Source organism: Aeromonas sp. PI_26, assembly GCF_027854445.1.
GTDB classification, from domain to species: Bacteria; Pseudomonadota; Gammaproteobacteria; order Enterobacterales; family Aeromonadaceae; genus Aeromonas; species Aeromonas veronii.
Genome location: NZ_JAJNOE010000014.1, coordinates 1 through 19,473, shown reverse-complemented (window position 1 = coordinate 19,473; position 19,473 = coordinate 1). Strand labels below are relative to the sequence as shown.

Sequence of the window (19,473 nt, the reverse complement as noted above, 5' to 3'; positions counted from 1 at the left end):
CACCACATTCGGGCGACAGGGGTCTCCCGATGAGTGGTTGCAGACAGGACTCATGATTCATGCACTACGGTGCTTAGGGACTTTTTTGATGACACAACAACACCCCCTCCTTCGGCTGGTCAATAGCACCAGTCTGGTCAGCCAGATCCTGGTTGGTCTGGTATTCGGTATCTTGCTGGCGATGTTTGCCCCCGAGTGGGCGAAAACGGCTGGTCTGCTCGGCAGTCTGTTCGTTGGCGCACTGAAAGCAGTAGCCCCGCTGCTGGTATTCGTACTGGTGATGGCGGCCATCATTGGTCACAAGCAGGGTCAGAAGACCAATATGCGACCGATCCTGCTGCTCTATCTGTTTGGTACCTTCTCTGCGGCCGTGGTCGCGGTGATTGCCAGCTTCCTGTTTCCCTCCAACCTCCATCTGGTGGCCAATACTGCCGAGATCACCCCGCCAGGCGGGATCACCGAGGTGCTGCAGACCCTGCTGTTCAACGTGGTGACCAACCCGGTCAAGGCGCTGATGGATGCCAACTATATCGGGATCCTGGCGTGGGCCATCGGTCTGGGTATCGCTATGCGCCATGCCAACGAGAGCACCAAGGCGCTCATCACTGACCTGTCTCACGGTGTCTCCGCCATCGTGAAAGCGGTGATCCGCTGTGCTCCGCTCGGGATCCTGGGTCTGGTTGCCTCCACGCTGGCAGAGACCGGCTTTGACGCCCTGTTTGGCTATGCTCAACTGCTGGTGGTGCTGATCGGCTGCATGCTGTTTATCGCCTTTGTGGTCAACCCGTTGATCGTCTTCTGGAAGATCAAGCGCAACCCTTATCCGCTGGTGCTTACCTGCCTCAAAGAGAGCGGCGTGACAGCCTTCTTTACTCGCAGCTCTGCCGCCAACATCCCGGTCAACATGGCGCTGTGTGAAAAACTGCGCTTGCCCAAAGATACCTACGCGGTCTCCATCCCGCTGGGTGCCACCATCAATATGGCCGGTGCGGCCATCACCATCACTGTGCTCGCCATGGCGGCGGTACATACCCTGGGGATGGAAGTGGACATGGCAACGGCCGTGCTGCTTTCCGTGGTTGCCACCGTCAGTGCCTGTGGCGCGTCCGGTGTCGCCGGTGGCTCCTTGCTGCTGATCCCGCTGGCGTGCAGCCTGTTTGGTATCAGCAACGACATCGCCATGCAGGTGGTGGCTGTCGGCTTTATCATCGGCGTACTTCAGGATTCTGCCGAGACAGCCCTTAACAGCTCCACCGACGTGCTGTTCACTGCCGCAGCTTGCATGGCCGAAGATGAAACCTTGCTGGATGTGGCTCCGATACCGAGCCGCGAAGCCTGATCTCGTAACGCTCAGTTTCGCAACACACTTGCGCCCTCTTCGGAGGGCGCTTTTTATTGTTGGCTTTGCTCTCTTTTCCTCCTTGATCAATCTCATTGGCTGATGTGCCGGACATTCTGTCGCCCTTGTCCAGGGCGCTGCCTTATCTTTATCCCTTTGAGTCGTGCTTCCTCCTTCTGTTGTGCGTTACACATCTTTGTCTGTTCTGCTAACAGCCGGTTGCTATGGCTTACCCCAGATCTTCAAGACAATCACAGCATCACAGAAGAATGGAGGTGGCTGGCTGCGGCAGATGAACCCGTCCTATCAGATACGCCATCATGGTTTGGTGAGGGGGAGTAAACGTGTTGGCGATATTGAGCTGCGGGCATGGGGGGTTAATCATGTTGATACCCGACGTGCTCAGTCATGGTGCTTGTGAGCATGCAGATATCCAACAAGGTGGGGGGAGTAATAAGGAGAGCAGGGCAATCGCGGAGGCACAGATTGCAGAGAAAAAAAAGCCAGCCGAGTGTTCGGCTGGCTTTTTGCTATCAGTGGCAGGTGGGGGATTAACCGACCAGCTGATAGAGGATGGCGGAGATGGCGATCATCCCCATCACAGCGACAAATACGTTGCTGATATGGCCCTGATATTTCGCCATGGCCGGTACGCGCTTGATGGCGTACATCGGCATGATGAACAGGATGGTGGCGATGATCGGGCCGCCCAAGGATTCAATCATGCCCAGGATGGAGGGGTTGGCAATGGCAGTGCCCCACAGGGTCAGGATGAAGAAGGCGATGATGAACATCTCGACTTTCTTGGCGTTCGGCTCTTTGCCAGACTTGCGCATGTTCTGAACGATCATCCCCTTCAGGCCTTCACGGGCACCCAGATAGTGGCCGAAGAAGGAGGATACGATGGCTACGAACGCAACCAACGGACCGAAGTAGGAGATGATGGGGCTGGCATGCTGGTTAGCCAGATAGGAGAGCACGGCGATGTTCTGAGCCTTGGCTTCTGCCAGCTGAGCCGGTGTCAGGCTCATAACGCAGGAGAAGACGAAGAACATCACGAAGCCCAGCAGCACCATGGCGGTACGCTTGAGGATGGCATCGGCTTTCTCGACAGCCTGATCACCGTGGTCGCGGCGCTGAGCCAGGGAGAAGCTGGAGATAGCTGGGCTGTGGTTGAAGGAGAAAACCAGTACCGGGATGGTCAGCCACAGGGTAGTGGCGAAATCCTTGGCAGAGGGCACTTGCTCCAGCGCGGCACCGGTCCAGTCCGGGATCAGGTACAAAGAGATACCGGCCAGAATGGCGATCAACGGATAAACCAGCAGCTCGGTCACTTTCAGCATCAGCTTTTCACCGGCCAGCATCACCGACATCATGCCCATGATCAGCACGATGGAAAGGATCCAGCGCGGCGGGGCACTCATCTGCAGCTGGTTGACCATGAAGCTTTCCACGGTGTTGGTGATGCCCACGCCGTAGATCAGCACGATGGGGTAGATGGCGAAGAAGTAGAGCAGGGTGATTAATTTACCGGCACCCACGCCAAAGTGCTCTTCCACCACTTCGGTGATGTCTGCGTTTGGCTTTTTGGAGGAGAGCACGAAGCGGGCCAGACCACGGTGGGCCAGATAGGTCATGGGACCTACCAGCAGCGCCATGACGACCAGCGGCCAGAAACCGCCCATACCCGCGTTGATCGGCAGGAACAGGATACCCGCACCAACCGCGGTCCCGAACAGACTGATGACCCAGGTAGAGTCGCGTTTTTCCCAACGAGTGGTTTGAGTAGAGCGGATCCCTTGCTCTGTTGACGCCGCAACTCCCTGCGTGCCAGTGACTGTGTTTGACATCTATCTCACCCCGAATGTGTGGTTCTTATTAAGTCGGCGCAAGGATACGGTTTTTCTAATCAAAAATGTTGATCAAATTCATCTTTACGGCACGAAAAACCGCACTTTCTTATGGAAATGTGATCAAAACAAGAAAAATTCAATTATTGTTTATCAATTAGCACGTTATTTTAGTGTTAATGATTAAATCTCGCTCAGTCAAATGTGGGGAAATTGTTATTTTGCGAGATGCTGGGCTAGCTGGTTGATCATGCTGGCGGTAGCCCCCCAGATAAAGTGCTGTTGCCAGGGGATCCAGTAGATGGTGTGTGCTTTCCCCCCTCTGTAAAGGGTCAGGGGGATGTGGTTACGCCGATCCAGCAGATGGGTCAGCGGCACTTCAAAGGCGTGATCCACCTCATTCGGACTCAGAATGAGGGGATAGTTGCCATCGAGCAGCCCCAGCACCGGCAGCACCTCGAATCGTGACACCGTATTGAGCGGGTTGAGGGTGCCGATCACTTCAATAAGTCGGGCCGGAATGCCGAGCTCCTCTTCGGTCTCCCGCAGCGCCGTGGCAATCAGGTTCTCGTCGCCGGGATCCTGTCGCCCGCCGGGGAAGCTGATCTGCCCCCCATGATGACGCAGCCGGGGGCTGCGCCGGGTCAATAACACGCTGAGCCCCTCGTCGCGCATCACCACCGGGATCAACACCGCCGCTGGACTGAGCCCGCCAATGGCGAGGCGATGGGCCGGGGCGGGTCGCTGCAACTGGAAGCGGGTCAGCAGTTCGTGGCGATCCATGGCGGGGAGCTCTCCTGTGCGTTGACCTGACAGTGGGGAGGGTTAAAGCGCCGACAGCGGCGGTAGGATGCGGGCGACCTTGTCATAGGTCTCCTGATATTCGCTGTCGGCATCGGAGTCGGCGATGATGCCGCCACCGGCCCAGCAGTGCAGGCGACCCGCTTCGGCAATCAAAGTGCGAATGCAGATGCTGGTATCCATCCGGCCATGCTGGCTGAGGTAGCCGATGCTGCCGCAATAGGCGTTGCGACGCTGGGGTTCCAGCTCTTCGATGATCTCCATAGCCCGGATCTTGGGTGCGCCGGTGATGGAGCCACCCGGGAAACAGGCCCGCAGCAGATCGACCCCTTGCCAGCGTGCATCCAGCTCACCGTGGATGGTGGAGACCAGATGATGTACCGCCGGAAACGACTCCACCGCAAAGAGATGAGGCACGCTGACCGAGCCAGGCCGGCTGACCCGACCGATATCGTTGCGCAGCAGATCAACGATCATCAGATTCTCTGATCTGTCCTTGTCGGCCTGCGCCAGCTCCCGCGCGACTTGCCGATCGGTGGCCGGATCAGGGTGGCGAGGGCGAGTGCCTTTGATGGGTTTGGTTTCGATATGGCGGCCATCGAGCAGCAGGAAGCGCTCGGGGGAGAGGCTCAGCAGCGCGCTCTCAGGCAAACGGATAAAGGCTGAGAAGGGGGCCTTGTTGGCGGTTGCCAGCAGGCAATAGGCCTGCCACTCATCCCCCTGATAGGGGGCGCTGAAACGCTGGGTCAGGTTGATCTGGTAGCAATCCCCCGCGGCGAGATATGCCTGAATGCGGGCAAATTTCTCGCCATACTCGGCGCGGCTCATATTGCTCTGCCACGACCCCTGCAAGGCAAAAGCGGGGGCCGGTTTGGTCTGCTGCTGTTCAAGCCAGGCCAGCCGCTTGGCAAGTCCCGCTTCATCCCCCCAGTGCACCAGTTGCCAGTCGCCGGTCGCCACATTGCGCAGCAGCGCCCAGTCGTAGATGCCCACCGCCATGTCCGGCACCGCGATATCGGCGGCAGCCTGCACTGGCAGTCGCTCGAAGCGGCGGCCGAGATCATAGCCAAACAGGCCGAGGGCGCCACCAATAAAGGGCAGCTGAGTGGCACACAGTTCCAGCTCCCCCAGCAGCTGTTGCTGGGTATGGGCCAGCAGGGTGAGGGGATCTTCGCTGTGTTTGCTGATATTCACCCCGACACGCAGAGTGGTAACCTGGCCACGGGTTTCGAGGGTCGCCAGCGGATCGGCAGTGATGATATCAAAGCCGTTATCGGCGCCGAGTGGCCCCGCCGATTCCAGCAACATGGCCCACGGCTGATGTTGCAGGCGTGCAAAAAGCTGATGGAGTTCAGCACTATGGTCTAGATGATGGATATGAAGTGTTGGCGTCATTTTATGTTACACAGGCAACAGTTTGGTTCCCGAACCCTAGTCGGTGCTGGTGGGCAAGCGTATCATAGGTGTCGGTGACTTAAGAAAAAACTGCCGTGTCGTTCGTTTTTTGCTGGTTGATAGTTTTTAGCCAGCACGTCAGCACGGCCCATCATATGGAAGCCCTTGCCCTGCTCTGTGGCAGAGACAAGGACCAGTGAGGATGATATGAGCATTATAAAAAAACAGGATTTCATCGATTCTATCGCAGATGCCCTCCAGTACATCTCCTATTACCACCCGTTGGATTTTGTTCAGGCTGCCAAAGCGGCGTATGACCGTGAGGCCAACCCGGCCGCCAAAGATGCGCTTGCCCAGATCCTGATCAACTCCCGCATGTCCGCCGAAGGTCATCGTCCGCTCTGCCAGGACACCGGCATCGTGACCTGTTTCGTCAAAATTGGCATGCAAGTCCAGTGGGACAGCGACATGACGGTGCAGGAGATGGTAGACGAAGGGACCCGTCGTGCCTACACCAATCCTGACAACCCGCTGCGCGCCTCCGTGCTGGCCGATCCGGCCGGCAGTCGCAAAAACACCAAAGACAACGCCCCTGCCGTGGTGCATATCGACATGATCCCCGGCAACAAGGTAGAAGTGAGCATCGCGGCCAAAGGCGGCGGCTCCGAGAACAAATCCAAGATGGTGATGCTCAACCCCTCTGACGATATCGTCGAGTGGGTACTGAAAACCGTGCCGACCATGGGCGCAGGCTGGTGCCCACCCGGCATGCTGGGCATCGGCATCGGCGGTACCGCCGAGAAAGCGGCGGTGCTGGCCAAAGAGGCCCTGATGGAGCACATCGACATTCAGGAGCTGATCGCCCGTGGCCCGCAAACCACCGAAGAGAAGCTGCGGGTCGAGCTCTACGACAAGGTCAACAAGTTGGGGATCGGTGCCCAGGGGCTGGGCGGCCTCACGACCGTGCTGGATGTGAAGGTGAAATCTGCGCCGACTCATGCCGCCTCCAAGCCGGTGGTGATGATCCCCAACTGCGCCGCGACCCGCCACGTTCACTTCGAGCTGGATGGTTCAGGCCCCGCCGAACTGACACCGCCGAGACTGAGCGACTGGCCGGAGATCACCCGTGAAGCGGGTGGCAACGTGCGCCGCGTCAACGTCGATGGCATCACCAAGGCCGAACTGGCAAGTTGGAAGAGCGGTGATACCGTGCTGCTCTCCGGCAAGATCCTCACCGGTCGCGACGCCGCCCACAAGCGTATCGCCGACATGCTGAAAAATGGCGAAGGGCTGCCGGAAGGGGTTGATTTCACCAACCGCTTCATCTATTACGTTGGCCCGGTCGATGCGGTGCGCGACGAAGTGGTCGGCCCGGCAGGTCCCACCACCTCTACCCGGATGGACAAGTTCACCGACATGATGCTGGGTGAAACCGGCCTTATCGGCATGATCGGCAAATCCGAGCGGGGCCCGAAAACCGTTGAGAGCATCAAGCAGCACAAGGCCGTCTATCTGATGGCCGTTGGTGGCGCCGCTTATCTGGTGGCCAAGGCCATCAAGAAGGCGCGCGTGGTGGCCTTTGCCGATCTCGGCATGGAAGCGATCTACGAGTTTGAAGTGGAAGATATGCCGGTGACCGTAGCGGTCGACTCCGAGGGTAACAATATCCACGAAACCGGCCCGGCCTACTGGTCGGCCAAGATTGCCGAGCTGGATGGCAAACTCTCCTCCTGAGTGACCGTTTCCGCTGCCGGTTAACGGTATCGGCCCTGTAAAGAAGGCGCGTCCATCCGGATGCGCCTTTTTGCTTTGGCTGGCCTGTTATGGGCTCAAGTTGGCCGTTTGCGGCAAGCGGGTATAAAAAAGGATGGCGTGACGCCATCCTTTTTCCGTTGTGCTTGTGCTCTGGCAGCAGACAGCAGAGCAATCGCCCTTGGCTTAGGCCTTTTTCAGGTAGGTAGCAACCAGTACGATCTGCACGCCGTTGACCTTGCCTTCGATATGGAGCGGGTTGTTGGTCAGACGGATGCCCTTGACCAGGGTGCCGCGCTTGGCGGTGAAACCGGCGCCTTTCACGTCCAGATCCTTGATCAGGGTAACGGAGTCGCCCTCTTGCAGCACGGCGCCGTTGGAGTCAACGGTCGGTACGCTGTCGTCATCTTCGTCAGCAATACCAGCTTCAGCCCAGGCCTTGGCTTCGTCTTCCATGTACATCATGTCCAGCAGATCCTGAGCCCACACTTCACCCTTGCCGGAGAGTGCTTTCAGCTGGCGCCATGCCATCACCTGCACCGCAGGCACCTGGCTCCACATGCTGTCACTCAGGCAACGCCAGTGGTTGACCACCAGGGTATCCGGTTGTTCCAGCTGACCACGGCAGGTGTCACAGATAGCAACGCTGTGATCATCGTCGCTGGCGGGGGAGTGAGGCACCACGAAGGCGGTCAGCGCCTGCTCGGCGCTGCACAGTTCACACTTGGCGCCCGCGCGCGCTTGCAGAATGGCGTTGATGGTCATGTTGTTGGTCCCATAGCTAGTGGTAAAGCGACCCGCGTTGGGCGGGGCGCGTGAAAGAGGGGGCGGAATATAGCATAAAACCCCGCACTTTGTCAGGTCTGCCCTGGCTCACAAGGTTGGCTGTGCTGTTGCGTGGCGCTGATCGTCAGGTATTGAGAGTGCAATTTGAAGCGGGATCGCTAGAATGAGCCTCCTTTTTGACTGCAAGGCAGGGGCATTCGTGCTGGCTCAACGTTTTCAACAACTGGATCGACTGCTCACCCGCAACCGACGCTGGTGGCAATATCAGCCATATCATCATTTGACCATGGCCTTTGCCGATGAGGCGCCCGAACTGGCTGCGCTGCTCAATGGGCTGACGCTCGGCCAGTTGGCAGAGCTCGATGCGGATATGGATGCACTCAGCACGCTGCTTGCCCCCTGGATTGCCGAGGGAGCCGAGCTGCAGCAACTCAGCCAGCTTGCCCCGTTTACCCCGCAGCCCATCACTTGCAGCAAGGAGATGGCACTGCATATGCCGGGGCGCAAGCAGGCCCAGATCGAGTCGTTCACCGCCTGTCTGCCTGCCCATCAGGGCCCCTATCTGGAGTGGTGTGCCGGTAAGGGCCACCTTGGGCGGCTGGTATCACTTCATCGACAGGCTCCGATCCTCAGTCTGGAGTTGCAAGATCAGCTTTGTGACGATGGTCGGCTGCTGGCCGAGCGGGATGGTGCCAATATGACCTTTACCTGCGCCGATGTCTTTGCACCCGAATCGGCGGTGCTGATCGCCCCCGAACATCACGCCATGGCACTCCATGCCTGCGGCGAGCTGCACACCCATCTGCTGGAGCGGGTGGCCGAGCGCGGTGCCCGCGGAGTGACCATCTCTCCCTGTTGTTACCACCTGATCCGTACCAGCCACTATCGCCCGCTGTCAGCCGCGGCCAGCGCCAGCGAGCTGGTGTTGAGCAAGGCGGATCTCAAGTTGCCGCTACAGGAGACGGTGACTGGCGGTGCGCGGATCGCCCGCCTGCGAGAGCAGGAAGTGGTGTGGCGGCTCGGGTTTGACTGCCTGCAGCGTCAGGTGCGCGGGGTGGATGAGTATCTGCCGGTGCCCAATATGCAAAAGAGCCTGCTGACCGGCACGTTTGAGGCATTCTGCGGCTGGGCTGCCGAGCGCAAAGGGATTGTGCTGCCAACAGGGCTCGACTATCCCGCCTGGTTGGAACACGGGGAGCGCCGCTTTGGTGATGTCGCCCGCATGGAGCTGGTGCGCCACCTGTTTCGCCGTCCCCTCGAGATCTGGCTGGCGCTGGATCGCGCGCTCTTTTTGCAAGAGCAGGGCTATCGGGTCGAAGTGGGGGAGTTTTGTGCCAAACCCCTGACCCCGCGCAATATCCTGATCCGTGCCGTGCGTGCCTGACATCCGGCTATTTTGAGCATTTTTCTTGAACATTGATGATGGCTGACAGGTTGAGCCTGTCAGCCATTTTTTTTCATCACGAACAATGATCGTATGGCAGGCCACCTGGCCGTCTCAACTGTTCTAAAAATGGGCGACAGATCATGCTCTGACGTTTTCGTTTGGGTTCTTTTCCTTTGTTTCAGCTGCACTGAATATCACAAGGTGAAATGGCTCACAAATTCTGCTTATTTCTTAATTCTCATCGTGAATTTAGTTGTTGAAACACCTACTCTTGGAACGCATTAATTCAAACAAGGACGATAAACATGTTCAAACCCAAGCGTTGTGCCTGGCTGATCGCTGCCGCCTGCGCATTGCCAAGCTATGCCGCAATGAGTGCAGCCATGAATATTCAACCCGATCCGCAAAATGCGGGAGGATATGTCATTGCGGCCCCGGATCTGGCAGCCATGGAAAAAGCCAAGACGGCCAATCCCATGTATGCAATATGGGCCAAGGCATTGGCCACTCGGTCCAATAAAATCGTTGATGCCATTGAACCGGGTTTGGCAAGCAATCCTGACAACGTAAAACGGGTTGAACGGGTATTTCCCCAATCTGAATGGGAATATTTAACCCAGATGGCAGCGCCGGAATATACTTATGTCCGCTTCTTGCGAGCCATTGGTAAATTCCCTGCGTTCTGTGGTGAATATACTGACGGGCGTGATTCTGATGCGATCTGTAAAAAATCTATTGTGACGGCCTTTGCCCACTTCTCTCAGGAGACCGGTGGCCATATTGCCAAGGAGAACGTCTCCGATAACCCGCTGGGGCTGGAGGAGTGGCAACAGGCGCTGGTGCATGTGCGGGAGATGGGCTGGTCAGAGGGACAGACCGGCTATACCACCGGCTGTGGCCAGAACGACTGGCAGAACAAGAAGTGGCCTTGCAGCACGGGTCAGGGGTATTTCGGCCGCGGCGCCAAGCAGCTTTCTTACCACTTCAACTACGGCGCCTTCTCCGAGGCGATGTTCGATGGCGATGCCTCTGTGCTGCTCAACAACCCGGGGCTGGTGGCGGACTCCTGGCTCAACCTCGCTTCTGCCATCTGGTTCTTCCTCACCCCGCAGGCCCCGAAACCGGCCATGTTGCACGTGATTGATCGCACCTGGGTACCCTCCAAACGGGAAGCTGACGCCGGTATCGGCTATGGTTTTGGCACCACCATCAACGTCATCAACGGCGGCATCGAGTGTGGCGAGCAGAACAAGGACAAGGGGCAGCCGGTCAATCGTATCCGCTACTGGGAAGGGCTGGCCAACCACTACCAGATCCCGATCAAGGCGGATGAGAAGAACACCTGCTGGCAGCAGACTCCCTATGGCAGTCTCAATCTCAACGGCGCTACCGACGTGCTCTACACCAACTGGGATGGCAACTGGAAGTACTATCCGGATCGCCCGGGCGGTTACTCCTTCGAGTGCGAGCTGGTGGGCTTTCAGACCGCTTATTCTGCGCTGGTGCCGGGTGACTACGAGAAGTGCGTGACCAACTTCTACGGCTCCCACGCCAACTGGCCGAAAGTGCGGATCGTGGACAAACTGACTCCACCGCCGGTCGATCCGAGCGAACCCCCCATCGGTGGCAACCCGGCATGGGAAGCGACCAAGGTCTACACCGCGGGCAGCAAGGTGAGCTACAAGGGAGCCGTCTATCAGGCCAAATGGTGGACACAGGGGGATGATCCCGCCAAAGGCGGCCCCTGGGTTGTAGTTCCTGCCAAATAAGATGGCGTAATTTCACTCCCAAAGAGGAGAGGGCGGATAACTCCTTCTCCTCGTTAATTATCAACAGTGCATTACTGAATATTATCTTGTGTTTTTAATGGTGCTTATGTTCTAACTGATAAGGTGAGTTTCTATCTGAAAATTGAAATGAAATAGTGTTGAATCAAAGTTAAGAATAAAGTTTATATTCAGGTTCGTTAGCCACCATAAACTAGCGTCTTATGATGAGCGTAGTGCGTTACTTGCGAATTCATTTTCCACCATAAAATGAAACATCTCATTGAGAATATGAGGAGTATCTTCTCTATTGGTAAACTGTCATTTATCACCTGAAATGGTGAGGTCTTGCTATATCACTCAGCTTTATCTCGGTACATTGTCGCTTATTCCCTTGAGAAAATAGATGTAAACGGCAGGTTTATATTGGTAATCTCTTTGGCTTGTGCAAAATTGCAACGAGGGGGAGAGATGAAGGGGGGTTGTCATTGCGGGGCGATCCGTTATGAGATGCTGACTGCACCTTTTGCGGCCGATTTTTGTCACTGTCGGGATTGCCAGCGCACCACGGGGGCACCGGTCGGGGCCTGGATGGACTTTCACGCCGAACAGGTGCAGTGGTTATGCGGCAAACCGACCGAGTATGCGTCTTCAGATTTTATCCGACGGGGATTTTGCGCCGAGTGTGGCTCCACCCTCACGTATCGCAGCACCCAGTACCCTGACTATCTCACGTTGGCTATCGCCTCTCTCGATAATCCAGAGGCTATTGCGCCAACCTATCACATCCATACTGACAGCCAGCTGCCCTGGTTGTCGATCCAGGACGAGCATCCCCGTTATCGTAAAGGGAAGTAAAACCAAGGTAGCCCCAACAAAGGAGGTTGGCATGGAGCTGGTAGTTATCCGCCATGGCGAGACGCAAGCCAATGCGGAAGGACGGTATCAGGGCGCGCTGGATATCGGGCTCAATGACGATGGCGTGCGCCAGATCTCTTGTCTGGCTGAGAAGGTGGCTGTGGCACAGCAGCCGTTTGATCGGTTGCTGGCATCCCCTCTGCTTCGAACAAGGGAGAGCGCTACCATCTTGTCTCGTCAGTTGGGATTGCCTGTGGAGCTTGTGCCGGCCTTTCGTGAACGGGATGTCGGCCTGTTTGAAGGGCTGACGCAGGCAGAAGCGAGGGATCGCTATCCCGAACTGTGGGCGCGCAATATCACCCGGCGCTGGGCTGACGCTCCTCCCGGTGGTGAAACCATTGATGAGGTGATTGCCCGGGTCTCGCAGGGACTCACGGAACTTGCTTCGACCATGCAAGGGGAGCGGATACTGCTAGTGGCACATGGTGTAGTCGCCAAGGTGATCCGCGCCGTAACGATTGCCGGATTTGATGACTTCTTCGAGTGGCAATTGCCCAACGGCGGCATGCTGTCGGTGAGGCTCTCTCTGGCTGATGGTGACCCACTGCGCTTTAGCCGTCCCCTTGATGCTTGAGTCCACCAAAAGCAGGACGAAAAAAAGCGCTACCGAAGAGAGTAGCGCTGCTTTTTGTGTACGTTGCGGTTGGTTATCTCTGCAGGCAAAGGTTAGCAGTGTCACCAGAGGGCAGGGGCGTGCGCCATCAGGTCGGCTCCGGTTCCTCTTTGCGGCAGCAGTTGCGCCCCTGTTTCTTGGCCAAATAGAGGGCGGTGTCGGCTCGTCTAACCATCTTCTCTACAGTGTCATGGCTGCCCTTGCTGGCGCTGATCCCGATACTGATGGTGAGGGAGATCTCAAGAGCCCCGTCCAGTGCATGGTGCTGGGATTCGATGGCTAGCCTGATCCGCTCGGCGCTGGCCCAGGCGAGCTCGAGGGAGGTTTCCGGTAGCAGTACGATAAACTCCTCGCCACCCCAGCGACCCAGCATGTCCACCTCCCGCAGCTGTTTGCTGATCCGTTTCACCAGACTCAGGATCGCCAGATCTCCCTGCTGATGGCCAAAGGTGTCGTTGACTTCCTTGAAGTGGTCGATATCGATCAGCAGCAGGCTCATGGTATGGCCAAAACGCTGACAGCGCTGCATCTCGGCGTTGACCAGCTCGTTGAAGCGGCGCCGGTTGGCAATGCCGGTGAGGGGATCCGTGGTGGCGGCGACCTTCAACTCCTCCACCAGTCGGGCTCGCTCCGAGATATCCCGCAAGATGGCGGTCATCTCGGTGGTCGGGCCCAGATTGATCTTGGCGATGGTCACCTCCAGCGGAAATTCGCTGCCGTCTCGGCGCAGACCCATCACCGAGGCGCGGGCGTGCATCGGGCGCGAATTGATGGGGGAGCTGCTGAAGGCTTTGAAATAGGTCTCGTGATTGGCGCGAAAACGCTGTGGCAGCAGGGTTTCCAGCCGCTTGCCGAGATAACTCTCGTCGATCCCGAACATCTCGCAGGCGGCGGTATTGATAAGCTCGATGCGTGATTCGCTGCTGACACTGATGATGCCGTCATAGGCGGAGTTGACCACCGCTTCGAAGCGACGGCGACTGGTGGTGAGCGCCTCTTCCAGCTGCATCCTGGCGGTGATGTCGATGGCGGTGACGATGATCCGGTTGATCCGGGCTTGCTCGGGGATGATTGGGGAGAGAATAAAGCGCCACCAACTGGTGCGCGAGAGGCTGTCGATTGGCAGCTCGCTCTCGAGCCCTGTCTGCATGCGCACACACTCGTGCATTGGCGGCTCGATGGTATTGGTGATGTAGCGGGGAAACATCTCGCTCAGCTGTTTGCCAATGCTGCCAAGGACATCCAGCTCGAACGCCTTGGCAAAGGTATCGTTGGCAGAGACCAGCACAAAGTGATCATCCTTGTCGAGGCTGAACACCGCCACGGCGGCGCCGATGGCGTCGAGAGATGACTTTATGTCGGCATGGGAACCCTGTGTAAACATGCGACCTCCACGGCGAATAACATATTGATATTCAGTATAGTGTGGTCGTTTGGCTAACTACTCTTCGATATCCAGCAACACCAGAATGGCGCTGTCGCCGCCCCATTCGCGGGGAGCCTGATGGAAGGCGCGAACATTGGGGTGCTGGGCCAGCCAGCTGGGAATGCGCTGCTTGAGAATATGTTTGCCGATACCGTGCATCACCGAGGCGACGTGAATGTTCTCTTTCTGGCAGAGGGTGAGCAGGGCCGCCAGCTCCTGTTTTGCCTGCTGCTGGTTCATGCCGTGCAGATCGAGATAGATCTCCGGCGGATAAATGCCCCGCTTGAGCTTTTTCAGCTCAAATTTTGACACATCTTCCCGCACGTAACGGGTCGGCCCATCATCGTCGAGATGGGGCTGATACTCATCGCTGAAATAGTGGTCAACCCCAAGCTTTTCGCGGGTTTCGCGCAATTCGCGTTTCTGCTTGACCGGGCGTAACTCGGCCCTTATGGTATCTTGCTTGATTTTCCGGGTACCTTTTATCGCATCGCGGAACAGCAGGGTTTCCTCGTCTGTCGGTGAGGGCGTTTTTTTCATCAGATGCTCATGTATTAGGTATGCGTCTTGCCCGCAACGTAAACGGGGCTCGGGCCGGATATTACTCGACTTGGAGGTGGATTTGGACAAGATATTTATCGATGAGGTGGTTGCCGAGATGCACACCATCCAGGACATGTTGCGTTGGGCCATGAGTCGTTTCAACGACGCCGGGATTTTTTACGGTCATGGAACCGACAACGCCTGGGATGAAGCTGTGCAGCTGGTACTGCCCGCGTTACATCTGCCACCGGATGTAGACCCGGCGATGCGCCACTCCCGTCTGACCAGCAGCGAGCGTCACCGCATCGCCGAGCTGATTATCCGCCGCGTACAGGAGCGGGTACCGGCCGCCTACCTGACCAACAAGGCCTGGTATGCCGGTTGGGAGTTCTACGTGGACGAGCGGGTGCTCATTCCCCGTTCCCCCATTGCCGAGATGGTGGCCAACCGTTTCGCACCCTTCCTCAAACATGAACCGACCCGGATCATGGACTTGTGCACTGGCTCCGGTTGCATCGCCATCATCATGGCCCACGAGTTCCCGGAAGCGGAAGTGGATGCCATTGATATCAGCGTTGATGCGCTGAACGTGGCCGAGCGCAATATCAACGATCACGGGCTGGAGCAGCAGGTCATTCCGATCCGCTCCGATCTGTTCCGCGATCTGCCGGCGGGCGACAAGTACGATCTCATCGTCTCCAACCCGCCTTATGTGGACTCCGAAGATATGTCGGATCTGCCGGACGAGTTCCGTCACGAGCCCGAGCTGGCGCTGGCGTCCGGCTCCGATGGTCTCAAGCTGACCAAGCGTCTGCTGGCCCATGCGGCAGATTTCCTCAAGGATAACGGTGTGCTGGTGGTCGAAGTGGGCAACAGCATGATCCATCTGGAAGCCCAGTTCCCCGAGATCCCCTTTACCTGGGTTGAATTCGAAAACGGCGGTCACGGCGTCTTTGTGATGACCCGTGACGAGCTGGTGCAGTATCAGGATCATTTCGCCATCTACAAGAACTAAGCAGGAGCGCGCATGGCAGGGAACAGTTTTGGTCAACTCTTTCGGGTCACTACCTTTGGCGAGAGCCACGGCCTGGCGCTGGGCGCCGTGGTCGATGGCTGCCCGCCGGGGCTGGAGATAAGCGAAGCGGATCTGCAGGGGGATCTGGATCGGCGCAAGCCGGGCACTTCCCGCTACACCACGCCTCGCCGTGAGCCGGATGAGGTGAAGATCCTCTCAGGAGTGTTTGAGGGCAAGACCACCGGCACCTCCATCGGGCTGCTCATCGAGAACACCGATCAGCGCTCCAAGGATTACTCCGACATCAAGGATCTGTTCCGGCCGGGTCACGCTGACTACACCTACCACCAGAAGTATGGTCAGCGGGACTATCGCGGCGGTGGTCGCTCCTCGGCACGCGAGACCGCGATGCGGGTGGCTGCGGGTGCCATTGCCAAGAAGTACCTCAAACAGGTGCATGGCATTGAGATCACCGGTTTTCTCTCCCAGCTCGGCCCCATCAAGGCTGAGGCGTTTGACGCGGTGCAGATCGAGCAGAATCCCTTCTTCTTCCCCGATGCGGGCAAGCTGGAAGAGCTCGATCAATACATGCGTGACCTGAAAAAAGAGGGCAACAGTATCGGTGCCAAGGTGCAGGTCATTGCGCGCAATGTGCCGGTGGGTCTCGGTGAGCCGGTGTTTGATCGTCTCGATGCCGACATTGCCCACGCCATGATGGGCATCAATGCGGTGAAAGGGGTGGAGATCGGTGACGGCTTTGCGGTAGTGGAGCAAAAAGGCTCCGAGCATCGTGACGAGATGACCCCGTCAGGCTTTGCCAGCAACCATGCGGGCGGCATTCTGGGTGGGATCTCGTCGGGTCAGGATATCGTGGTGAGCATGGCGCTCAAACCGACTTCCAGCATCACTGTGCCGGGCAAGACCATCAATACCGAAGGCGAGGCCATCGAGATGATCACCAAGGGTCGTCACGATCCTTGTGTCGGCATTCGCGCCGTACCCATCGCCGAAGCCATGCTGGCGCTGGTGTTGATGGATCACCTGCTGCGCCATCGCGCCCAGAATCAGGGGGTGTTGACCCATACCCCGCAGCTGCGCTGATCGCTATTGCTGCTCATCGACTGATCGCTCCCTGTTCGGGGAACAAGTTCGACAATACCAAAAAGGCGACCTTCGGGTCGCCTTTGCTATTTCAGGTGGCGGCTTATCCCGTCACTGCTTGCGGAGGGTGCGGGTCAGCAGATCCGCGGCGCCCGGATCGGCATTGAGGCGACACCTGGGAGGCGAGAACTTGTTGTGGGGTTTGGGCAAGGCATGAATGGCCTCGTTGACTTTGAGGATCTGCTCTTCGCTCATGCTGTTTTTGGCAAACATCAGGCTGACCGGCTGATGGTGCAGCAACAGCTGACAACTGATAAACCCCTCGGCGCCCAATTGGGAGAGCCGATAGCGTGCATATTGCCACTCCATAATGATGCCATCGAGACGGCGGGCCAGCAGCAGTTCGATTAGTCGATCATCGGCATTGTACTCGGTCGCCCCCTTGAGGGCAGGACACTCGTCCATTTGATGAATGGGGCGAGTACCGCGCAGTTTGCCAATTTTGAGATCCTTGTTGTGGCACAGTTTGGACAAGGTATCGAGCTTTCCCCAGCGATCCTGATGGCCTGGAATCGGGTTATTACTCAACAGCACATAGGCGCTCTGGCGATAGGGTGCAGAGAAGCGGGCATACTTCTGCCGCTCCGGTAGTGGTAGTGCGGCCATCGCCACATCCAGCTGATCGTGCTCCACCAGATGGAGTGCCCGCGCCCAGGGGATCTCACGAAATTTGGGGGCAAAGCCCGCCTGGGTGAGGATCTGGCGAGTCAGGCTGACATCCAGCCCGTCCAGCTCACCCCGGTTGTTGATTTGACTGAAGGGGGGCCAGTGGCTCCAGGCCACGGTCAGGGTCTGACTGGCCTGCAGGGAAGGGGTCAGCAAAAGCAGCAGCAGGCAGAGCTTGGCCTGCCAGTTGCCGTGGGGACGATATTGCGTGCTCATAGCTTAACCTCGTTATTCTGCTTTTTGTTCTCTGCTATCCCGTGCGCCTGCGACCCGCGCATCACGATGGCGGGACAGGTAATAAGTTATCAGTTAATAGTGTGGTGCGTGCTTCACTGGTCAACGGGATTATTCGGTGGAGAGCAGAGGGCTTTTCTGTGCGTGCTGGGATGAGCATCACATTTTTCTCGTTTATCCGGCACAACTCCGTTAGACTGCGCCCCTATTCTTTCCCCTTTGCTCTGCTCCCCGGGGAAATCGTTGTGTTCTCAACAGGCCCGAGTCTGGCGAGATGGCATCGGCTCAGCAGAGGAGCCCCATCCCGGATTGTCGGCGCCCCTATCCCTAGCAGGTAACTATGAGTTTTACTTCCCTCGGTCTGGCCGAACCCTTGTTGCGTGCCGTTGCCGAACAAGGCTACGACACCCCGTCTCCCATTCAGCAACAAGCGATCCCCGCCGTTCTGGCTGGCCGCGATCTGATGGCGGCGGCCCAAACAGGGACCGGCAAGACCGCAGGCTTTACCCTGCCGATGCTGCAACGTCTGATGGAGAGCAAGCGCAAGGTCTCTCCGAACCGCGTCCGTGCGCTGGTACTGACCCCGACGCGCGAGCTGGCCGCCCAGGTGGGCGAGAGCGTGCGCAACTATGGCAAGCATCTGCCCCTGCGCAGCCACGTGGTATTCGGTGGCGTGAGCATCAACCCGCAGATGATGGCGACTCGCCGTGGTCTGGACGTGCTGGTGGCCTGTCCGGGCCGTCTGATCGATCTCTACAACCAGAACGCCGTCAAGTTTGACGAGGTGGAGATCCTGGTACTGGACGAAGCGGATCGCATGCTCGACATGGGCTTTATCCGCGACATCCGCCGCATCCTGACCCTGCTGCCGAAGAAGCGCCAGAACCTGCTCTTCTCCGCCACCTTCGCCGATGAAATTCGCGAGCTGGCCACTGGCCTGCTGGACAACCCGGCTGTCATTGAAGTTGCCCCGCGCAACAGTACCGCCGAGCGTATCGAGCAGCTGGTGCACCCGTGCGACAAGGCCAACAAGATTGCCCTGCTGAGCCACCTGATCTCCAGCAACAACTGGCAGCAGGTGCTGGTCTTTACCCGTACCAAGCACATCGCCAACCGCGTTGCCGAGAAGCTTGAAAAAGACGGCATCAGTGCTGCCGCCATTCACGGCAACAAGAGCCAGGGCGCCCGTACCCGCGCGCTGGCCGGTTTCAAGGATGGCAGTGTGCGCGTGATGGTGGCGACCGACATTGCGGCCCGTGGCCTCGATATCGACAAGCTGCCGCAGGTAGTGAACTTCGAGCTGCCGAACGTGGCGGAAGATTACGTGCACCGTATCGGTCGTACCGGTCGTGCCGGCGCGGCCGGTCACGCCATCTCCCTGGTTGCGGCCGATGAAGGCAAACTGATCAAAGCCATCGAGCGTCTGACCAAGCAGAACATCCCCTGCGAGCAGGTGGCTGGTTTTGAAGCCTCCCGTGAGACCCTCGACAACATCGCCCGTGGTATCGGCGCGCCGCTGCGCAAAGAGCCGCGCGATCCGAGTGAGCAGCGCCGTGCGCCGCGTCAGCAAGGTCAAGGCCAGCGTCAAGGCGCCGGTCGTTCAGCCTCCAATGGCAATGCGGGTGGTACACGTACCGGTAACGGTGGCAAGCCCAAGCCGCAAGGTGGTCAGCGTCCGGCTGATGGCGCTGGCAAACCGGCTCAGGCCCGTCGCCCCCGTCGCTCTACCCACAACCAGTAAGCGGCTCGGGAGCCTCTCTCCCCAGCTGATCGGTTGATCTAAAAAGCCCTGCCAATCTGGCAGGGCTTTTTGTTTTTTCA

General features: G+C 58.0%; 16 protein-coding genes. 9 read left to right on the top strand and 7 right to left on the bottom strand.

Annotated elements, in window-relative coordinates:
• Nucleotides 1–88: 88 nt before the first annotated feature.
• The gene (sstT, locus tag LRL22_RS14825; RefSeq protein WP_158110031.1) at nucleotides 89–1,339 is read left to right on the top strand and encodes a serine/threonine transporter SstT; all 1,251 of its coding nucleotides are present in this window, start codon (nucleotides 89–91) and stop codon (nucleotides 1,337–1,339) included.
• Nucleotides 1,340–1,890: 551 nt separating this feature from the next.
• Here the strand turns inward: sstT and LRL22_RS14820 are convergent.
• The 3 genes from LRL22_RS14820 to pabB form a co-directional block, all read right to left on the bottom strand.
• Nucleotides 1,891–3,189: a serine/threonine transporter gene (locus LRL22_RS14820; RefSeq protein ID WP_005351750.1), complete on the bottom strand. Its 1,299-nt coding sequence runs from the start codon at nucleotides 3,187–3,189 to the stop codon at nucleotides 1,891–1,893.
• A 216-nt stretch (nucleotides 3,190–3,405) separates the two neighbouring features.
• Complete coding sequence (locus LRL22_RS14815) at nucleotides 3,406–3,972, bottom strand: CoA pyrophosphatase (protein ID WP_270905693.1); 567 nt, start codon at nucleotides 3,970–3,972, stop codon at nucleotides 3,406–3,408.
• A gap of 42 nt (nucleotides 3,973–4,014) precedes the next feature.
• Nucleotides 4,015–5,298: an aminodeoxychorismate synthase component I gene (gene pabB / locus LRL22_RS14810; protein WP_270905692.1), complete on the bottom strand. Its 1,284-nt coding sequence runs from the start codon at nucleotides 5,296–5,298 to the stop codon at nucleotides 4,015–4,017.
• 294 nt (nucleotides 5,299–5,592) lie between these two features.
• On the opposite strand from pabB, the gene LRL22_RS14805 reads away from it, so the two are divergent.
• The gene (locus tag LRL22_RS14805) at nucleotides 5,593–7,119 is read left to right on the top strand and encodes a fumarate hydratase (protein WP_270905691.1); all 1,527 of its coding nucleotides are present in this window, start codon (nucleotides 5,593–5,595) and stop codon (nucleotides 7,117–7,119) included.
• Between the two features lie 204 nt (nucleotides 7,120–7,323).
• On the opposite strand, the gene LRL22_RS14800 is transcribed toward LRL22_RS14805, so the two are convergent.
• Nucleotides 7,324–7,902 carry a PhnA domain-containing protein gene (locus LRL22_RS14800; protein WP_270905690.1) on the bottom strand — a complete coding sequence of 193 codons (579 nt, stop codon included), beginning with the start codon at nucleotides 7,900–7,902 and terminating at the stop codon, nucleotides 7,324–7,326.
• Between the two features lie 184 nt (nucleotides 7,903–8,086).
• Between LRL22_RS14800 and LRL22_RS14795 the strand changes: the two genes are divergently transcribed.
• From LRL22_RS14795 to LRL22_RS14780, 4 genes are all read left to right on the top strand, one after another.
• Nucleotides 8,087–9,307 carry a methyltransferase gene (locus LRL22_RS14795; RefSeq protein ID WP_270905689.1) on the top strand — a complete coding sequence of 407 codons (1,221 nt, stop codon included), beginning with the start codon at nucleotides 8,087–8,089 and terminating at the stop codon, nucleotides 9,305–9,307.
• Between the two features lie 308 nt (nucleotides 9,308–9,615).
• A complete protein-coding gene (locus LRL22_RS14790) occupies nucleotides 9,616–11,079 on the top strand; it encodes a chitinase (protein WP_081042913.1) in 1,464 nt (487 codons plus the stop codon).
• A 468-nt stretch (nucleotides 11,080–11,547) separates the two neighbouring features.
• Nucleotides 11,548–11,934, top strand: a complete 387-nt coding sequence (locus tag LRL22_RS14785; RefSeq protein WP_042083008.1) for a GFA family protein — start codon at nucleotides 11,548–11,550, stop codon at nucleotides 11,932–11,934.
• 31 nt (nucleotides 11,935–11,965) lie between these two features.
• Nucleotides 11,966–12,568: a histidine phosphatase family protein gene (locus LRL22_RS14780; protein ID WP_270905688.1), complete on the top strand. Its 603-nt coding sequence runs from the start codon at nucleotides 11,966–11,968 to the stop codon at nucleotides 12,566–12,568.
• Nucleotides 12,569–12,695: 127 nt separating this feature from the next.
• Here the strand turns inward: LRL22_RS14780 and LRL22_RS14775 are convergent, their stop codons facing one another.
• Both LRL22_RS14775 and smrB read right to left on the bottom strand, forming a co-directional pair.
• A complete protein-coding gene (locus tag LRL22_RS14775) occupies nucleotides 12,696–13,991 on the bottom strand; it encodes a sensor domain-containing diguanylate cyclase (protein WP_042083013.1) in 1,296 nt (431 codons plus the stop codon).
• Between the two features lie 57 nt (nucleotides 13,992–14,048).
• Nucleotides 14,049–14,573: an endonuclease SmrB gene (smrB, locus tag LRL22_RS14770; protein ID WP_005333198.1), complete on the bottom strand. Its 525-nt coding sequence runs from the start codon at nucleotides 14,571–14,573 to the stop codon at nucleotides 14,049–14,051.
• Between the two features lie 82 nt (nucleotides 14,574–14,655).
• On the opposite strand from smrB, the gene prmB reads away from it, so the two are divergent.
• Both prmB and aroC read left to right on the top strand, forming a co-directional pair.
• Complete coding sequence (gene prmB / locus LRL22_RS14765; RefSeq protein ID WP_058051987.1) at nucleotides 14,656–15,591, top strand: 50S ribosomal protein L3 N(5)-glutamine methyltransferase; 936 nt, start codon at nucleotides 14,656–14,658, stop codon at nucleotides 15,589–15,591.
• Between the two features lie 12 nt (nucleotides 15,592–15,603).
• A complete protein-coding gene (gene aroC, locus LRL22_RS14760) occupies nucleotides 15,604–16,692 on the top strand; it encodes a chorismate synthase (protein WP_270905687.1) in 1,089 nt (362 codons plus the stop codon).
• Between the two features lie 111 nt (nucleotides 16,693–16,803).
• Here the strand turns inward: aroC and LRL22_RS14755 are convergent, their stop codons facing one another.
• Entirely contained in the window at nucleotides 16,804–17,634 is an 831-nt protein-coding gene (locus LRL22_RS14755; protein ID WP_270905686.1) for a substrate-binding periplasmic protein, read from the bottom strand.
• A 358-nt stretch (nucleotides 17,635–17,992) separates the two neighbouring features.
• On the opposite strand from LRL22_RS14755, the gene LRL22_RS14750 reads away from it, so the two are divergent.
• On the top strand, nucleotides 17,993–19,393 hold the full coding sequence (locus tag LRL22_RS14750) for a DEAD/DEAH box helicase (protein ID WP_270905685.1): 1,401 nt from the start codon (nucleotides 17,993–17,995) through the stop codon (nucleotides 19,391–19,393).
• Nucleotides 19,394–19,473: the final 80 nt, after the last annotated feature.

Excerpts from the sequence above, each read along its gene's own strand:
- sstT (WP_158110031.1), top strand. The coding sequence starts at position 89 with ATGACACAACAACACCCCCTCCTTCGGCTGGTCAATAGCACCAGTCTG.
- LRL22_RS14820 (WP_005351750.1), bottom strand. The coding sequence starts at position 3,189 with ATGTCAAACACAGTCACTGGCACGCAGGGAGTTGCGGCGTCAACAGAG.
- LRL22_RS14815 (WP_270905693.1), bottom strand. The coding sequence starts at position 3,972 with ATGGATCGCCACGAACTGCTGACCCGCTTCCAGTTGCAGCGACCCGCC.
- pabB (WP_270905692.1), bottom strand. The coding sequence starts at position 5,298 with ATGTTGCTGGAATCGGCGGGGCCACTCGGCGCCGATAACGGCTTTGAT.
- LRL22_RS14805 (WP_270905691.1), top strand. The coding sequence starts at position 5,593 with ATGAGCATTATAAAAAAACAGGATTTCATCGATTCTATCGCAGATGCC.
- LRL22_RS14800 (WP_270905690.1), bottom strand. The coding sequence starts at position 7,902 with ATGACCATCAACGCCATTCTGCAAGCGCGCGCGGGCGCCAAGTGTGAA.
- LRL22_RS14795 (WP_270905689.1), top strand. The coding sequence starts at position 8,087 with ATGAGCCTCCTTTTTGACTGCAAGGCAGGGGCATTCGTGCTGGCTCAA.
- LRL22_RS14790 (WP_081042913.1), top strand. The coding sequence starts at position 9,616 with ATGTTCAAACCCAAGCGTTGTGCCTGGCTGATCGCTGCCGCCTGCGCA.
- LRL22_RS14785 (WP_042083008.1), top strand. The coding sequence starts at position 11,548 with ATGAAGGGGGGTTGTCATTGCGGGGCGATCCGTTATGAGATGCTGACT.
- LRL22_RS14780 (WP_270905688.1), top strand. The coding sequence starts at position 11,966 with ATGGAGCTGGTAGTTATCCGCCATGGCGAGACGCAAGCCAATGCGGAA.
- LRL22_RS14775 (WP_042083013.1), bottom strand. The coding sequence starts at position 13,991 with ATGTTTACACAGGGTTCCCATGCCGACATAAAGTCATCTCTCGACGCC.
- smrB (WP_005333198.1), bottom strand. The coding sequence starts at position 14,573 with ATGAAAAAAACGCCCTCACCGACAGACGAGGAAACCCTGCTGTTCCGC.
- aroC (WP_270905687.1), top strand. The coding sequence starts at position 15,604 with ATGGCAGGGAACAGTTTTGGTCAACTCTTTCGGGTCACTACCTTTGGC.
- LRL22_RS14755 (WP_270905686.1), bottom strand. The coding sequence starts at position 17,634 with ATGAGCACGCAATATCGTCCCCACGGCAACTGGCAGGCCAAGCTCTGC.
- LRL22_RS14750 (WP_270905685.1), top strand. The coding sequence starts at position 17,993 with ATGAGTTTTACTTCCCTCGGTCTGGCCGAACCCTTGTTGCGTGCCGTT.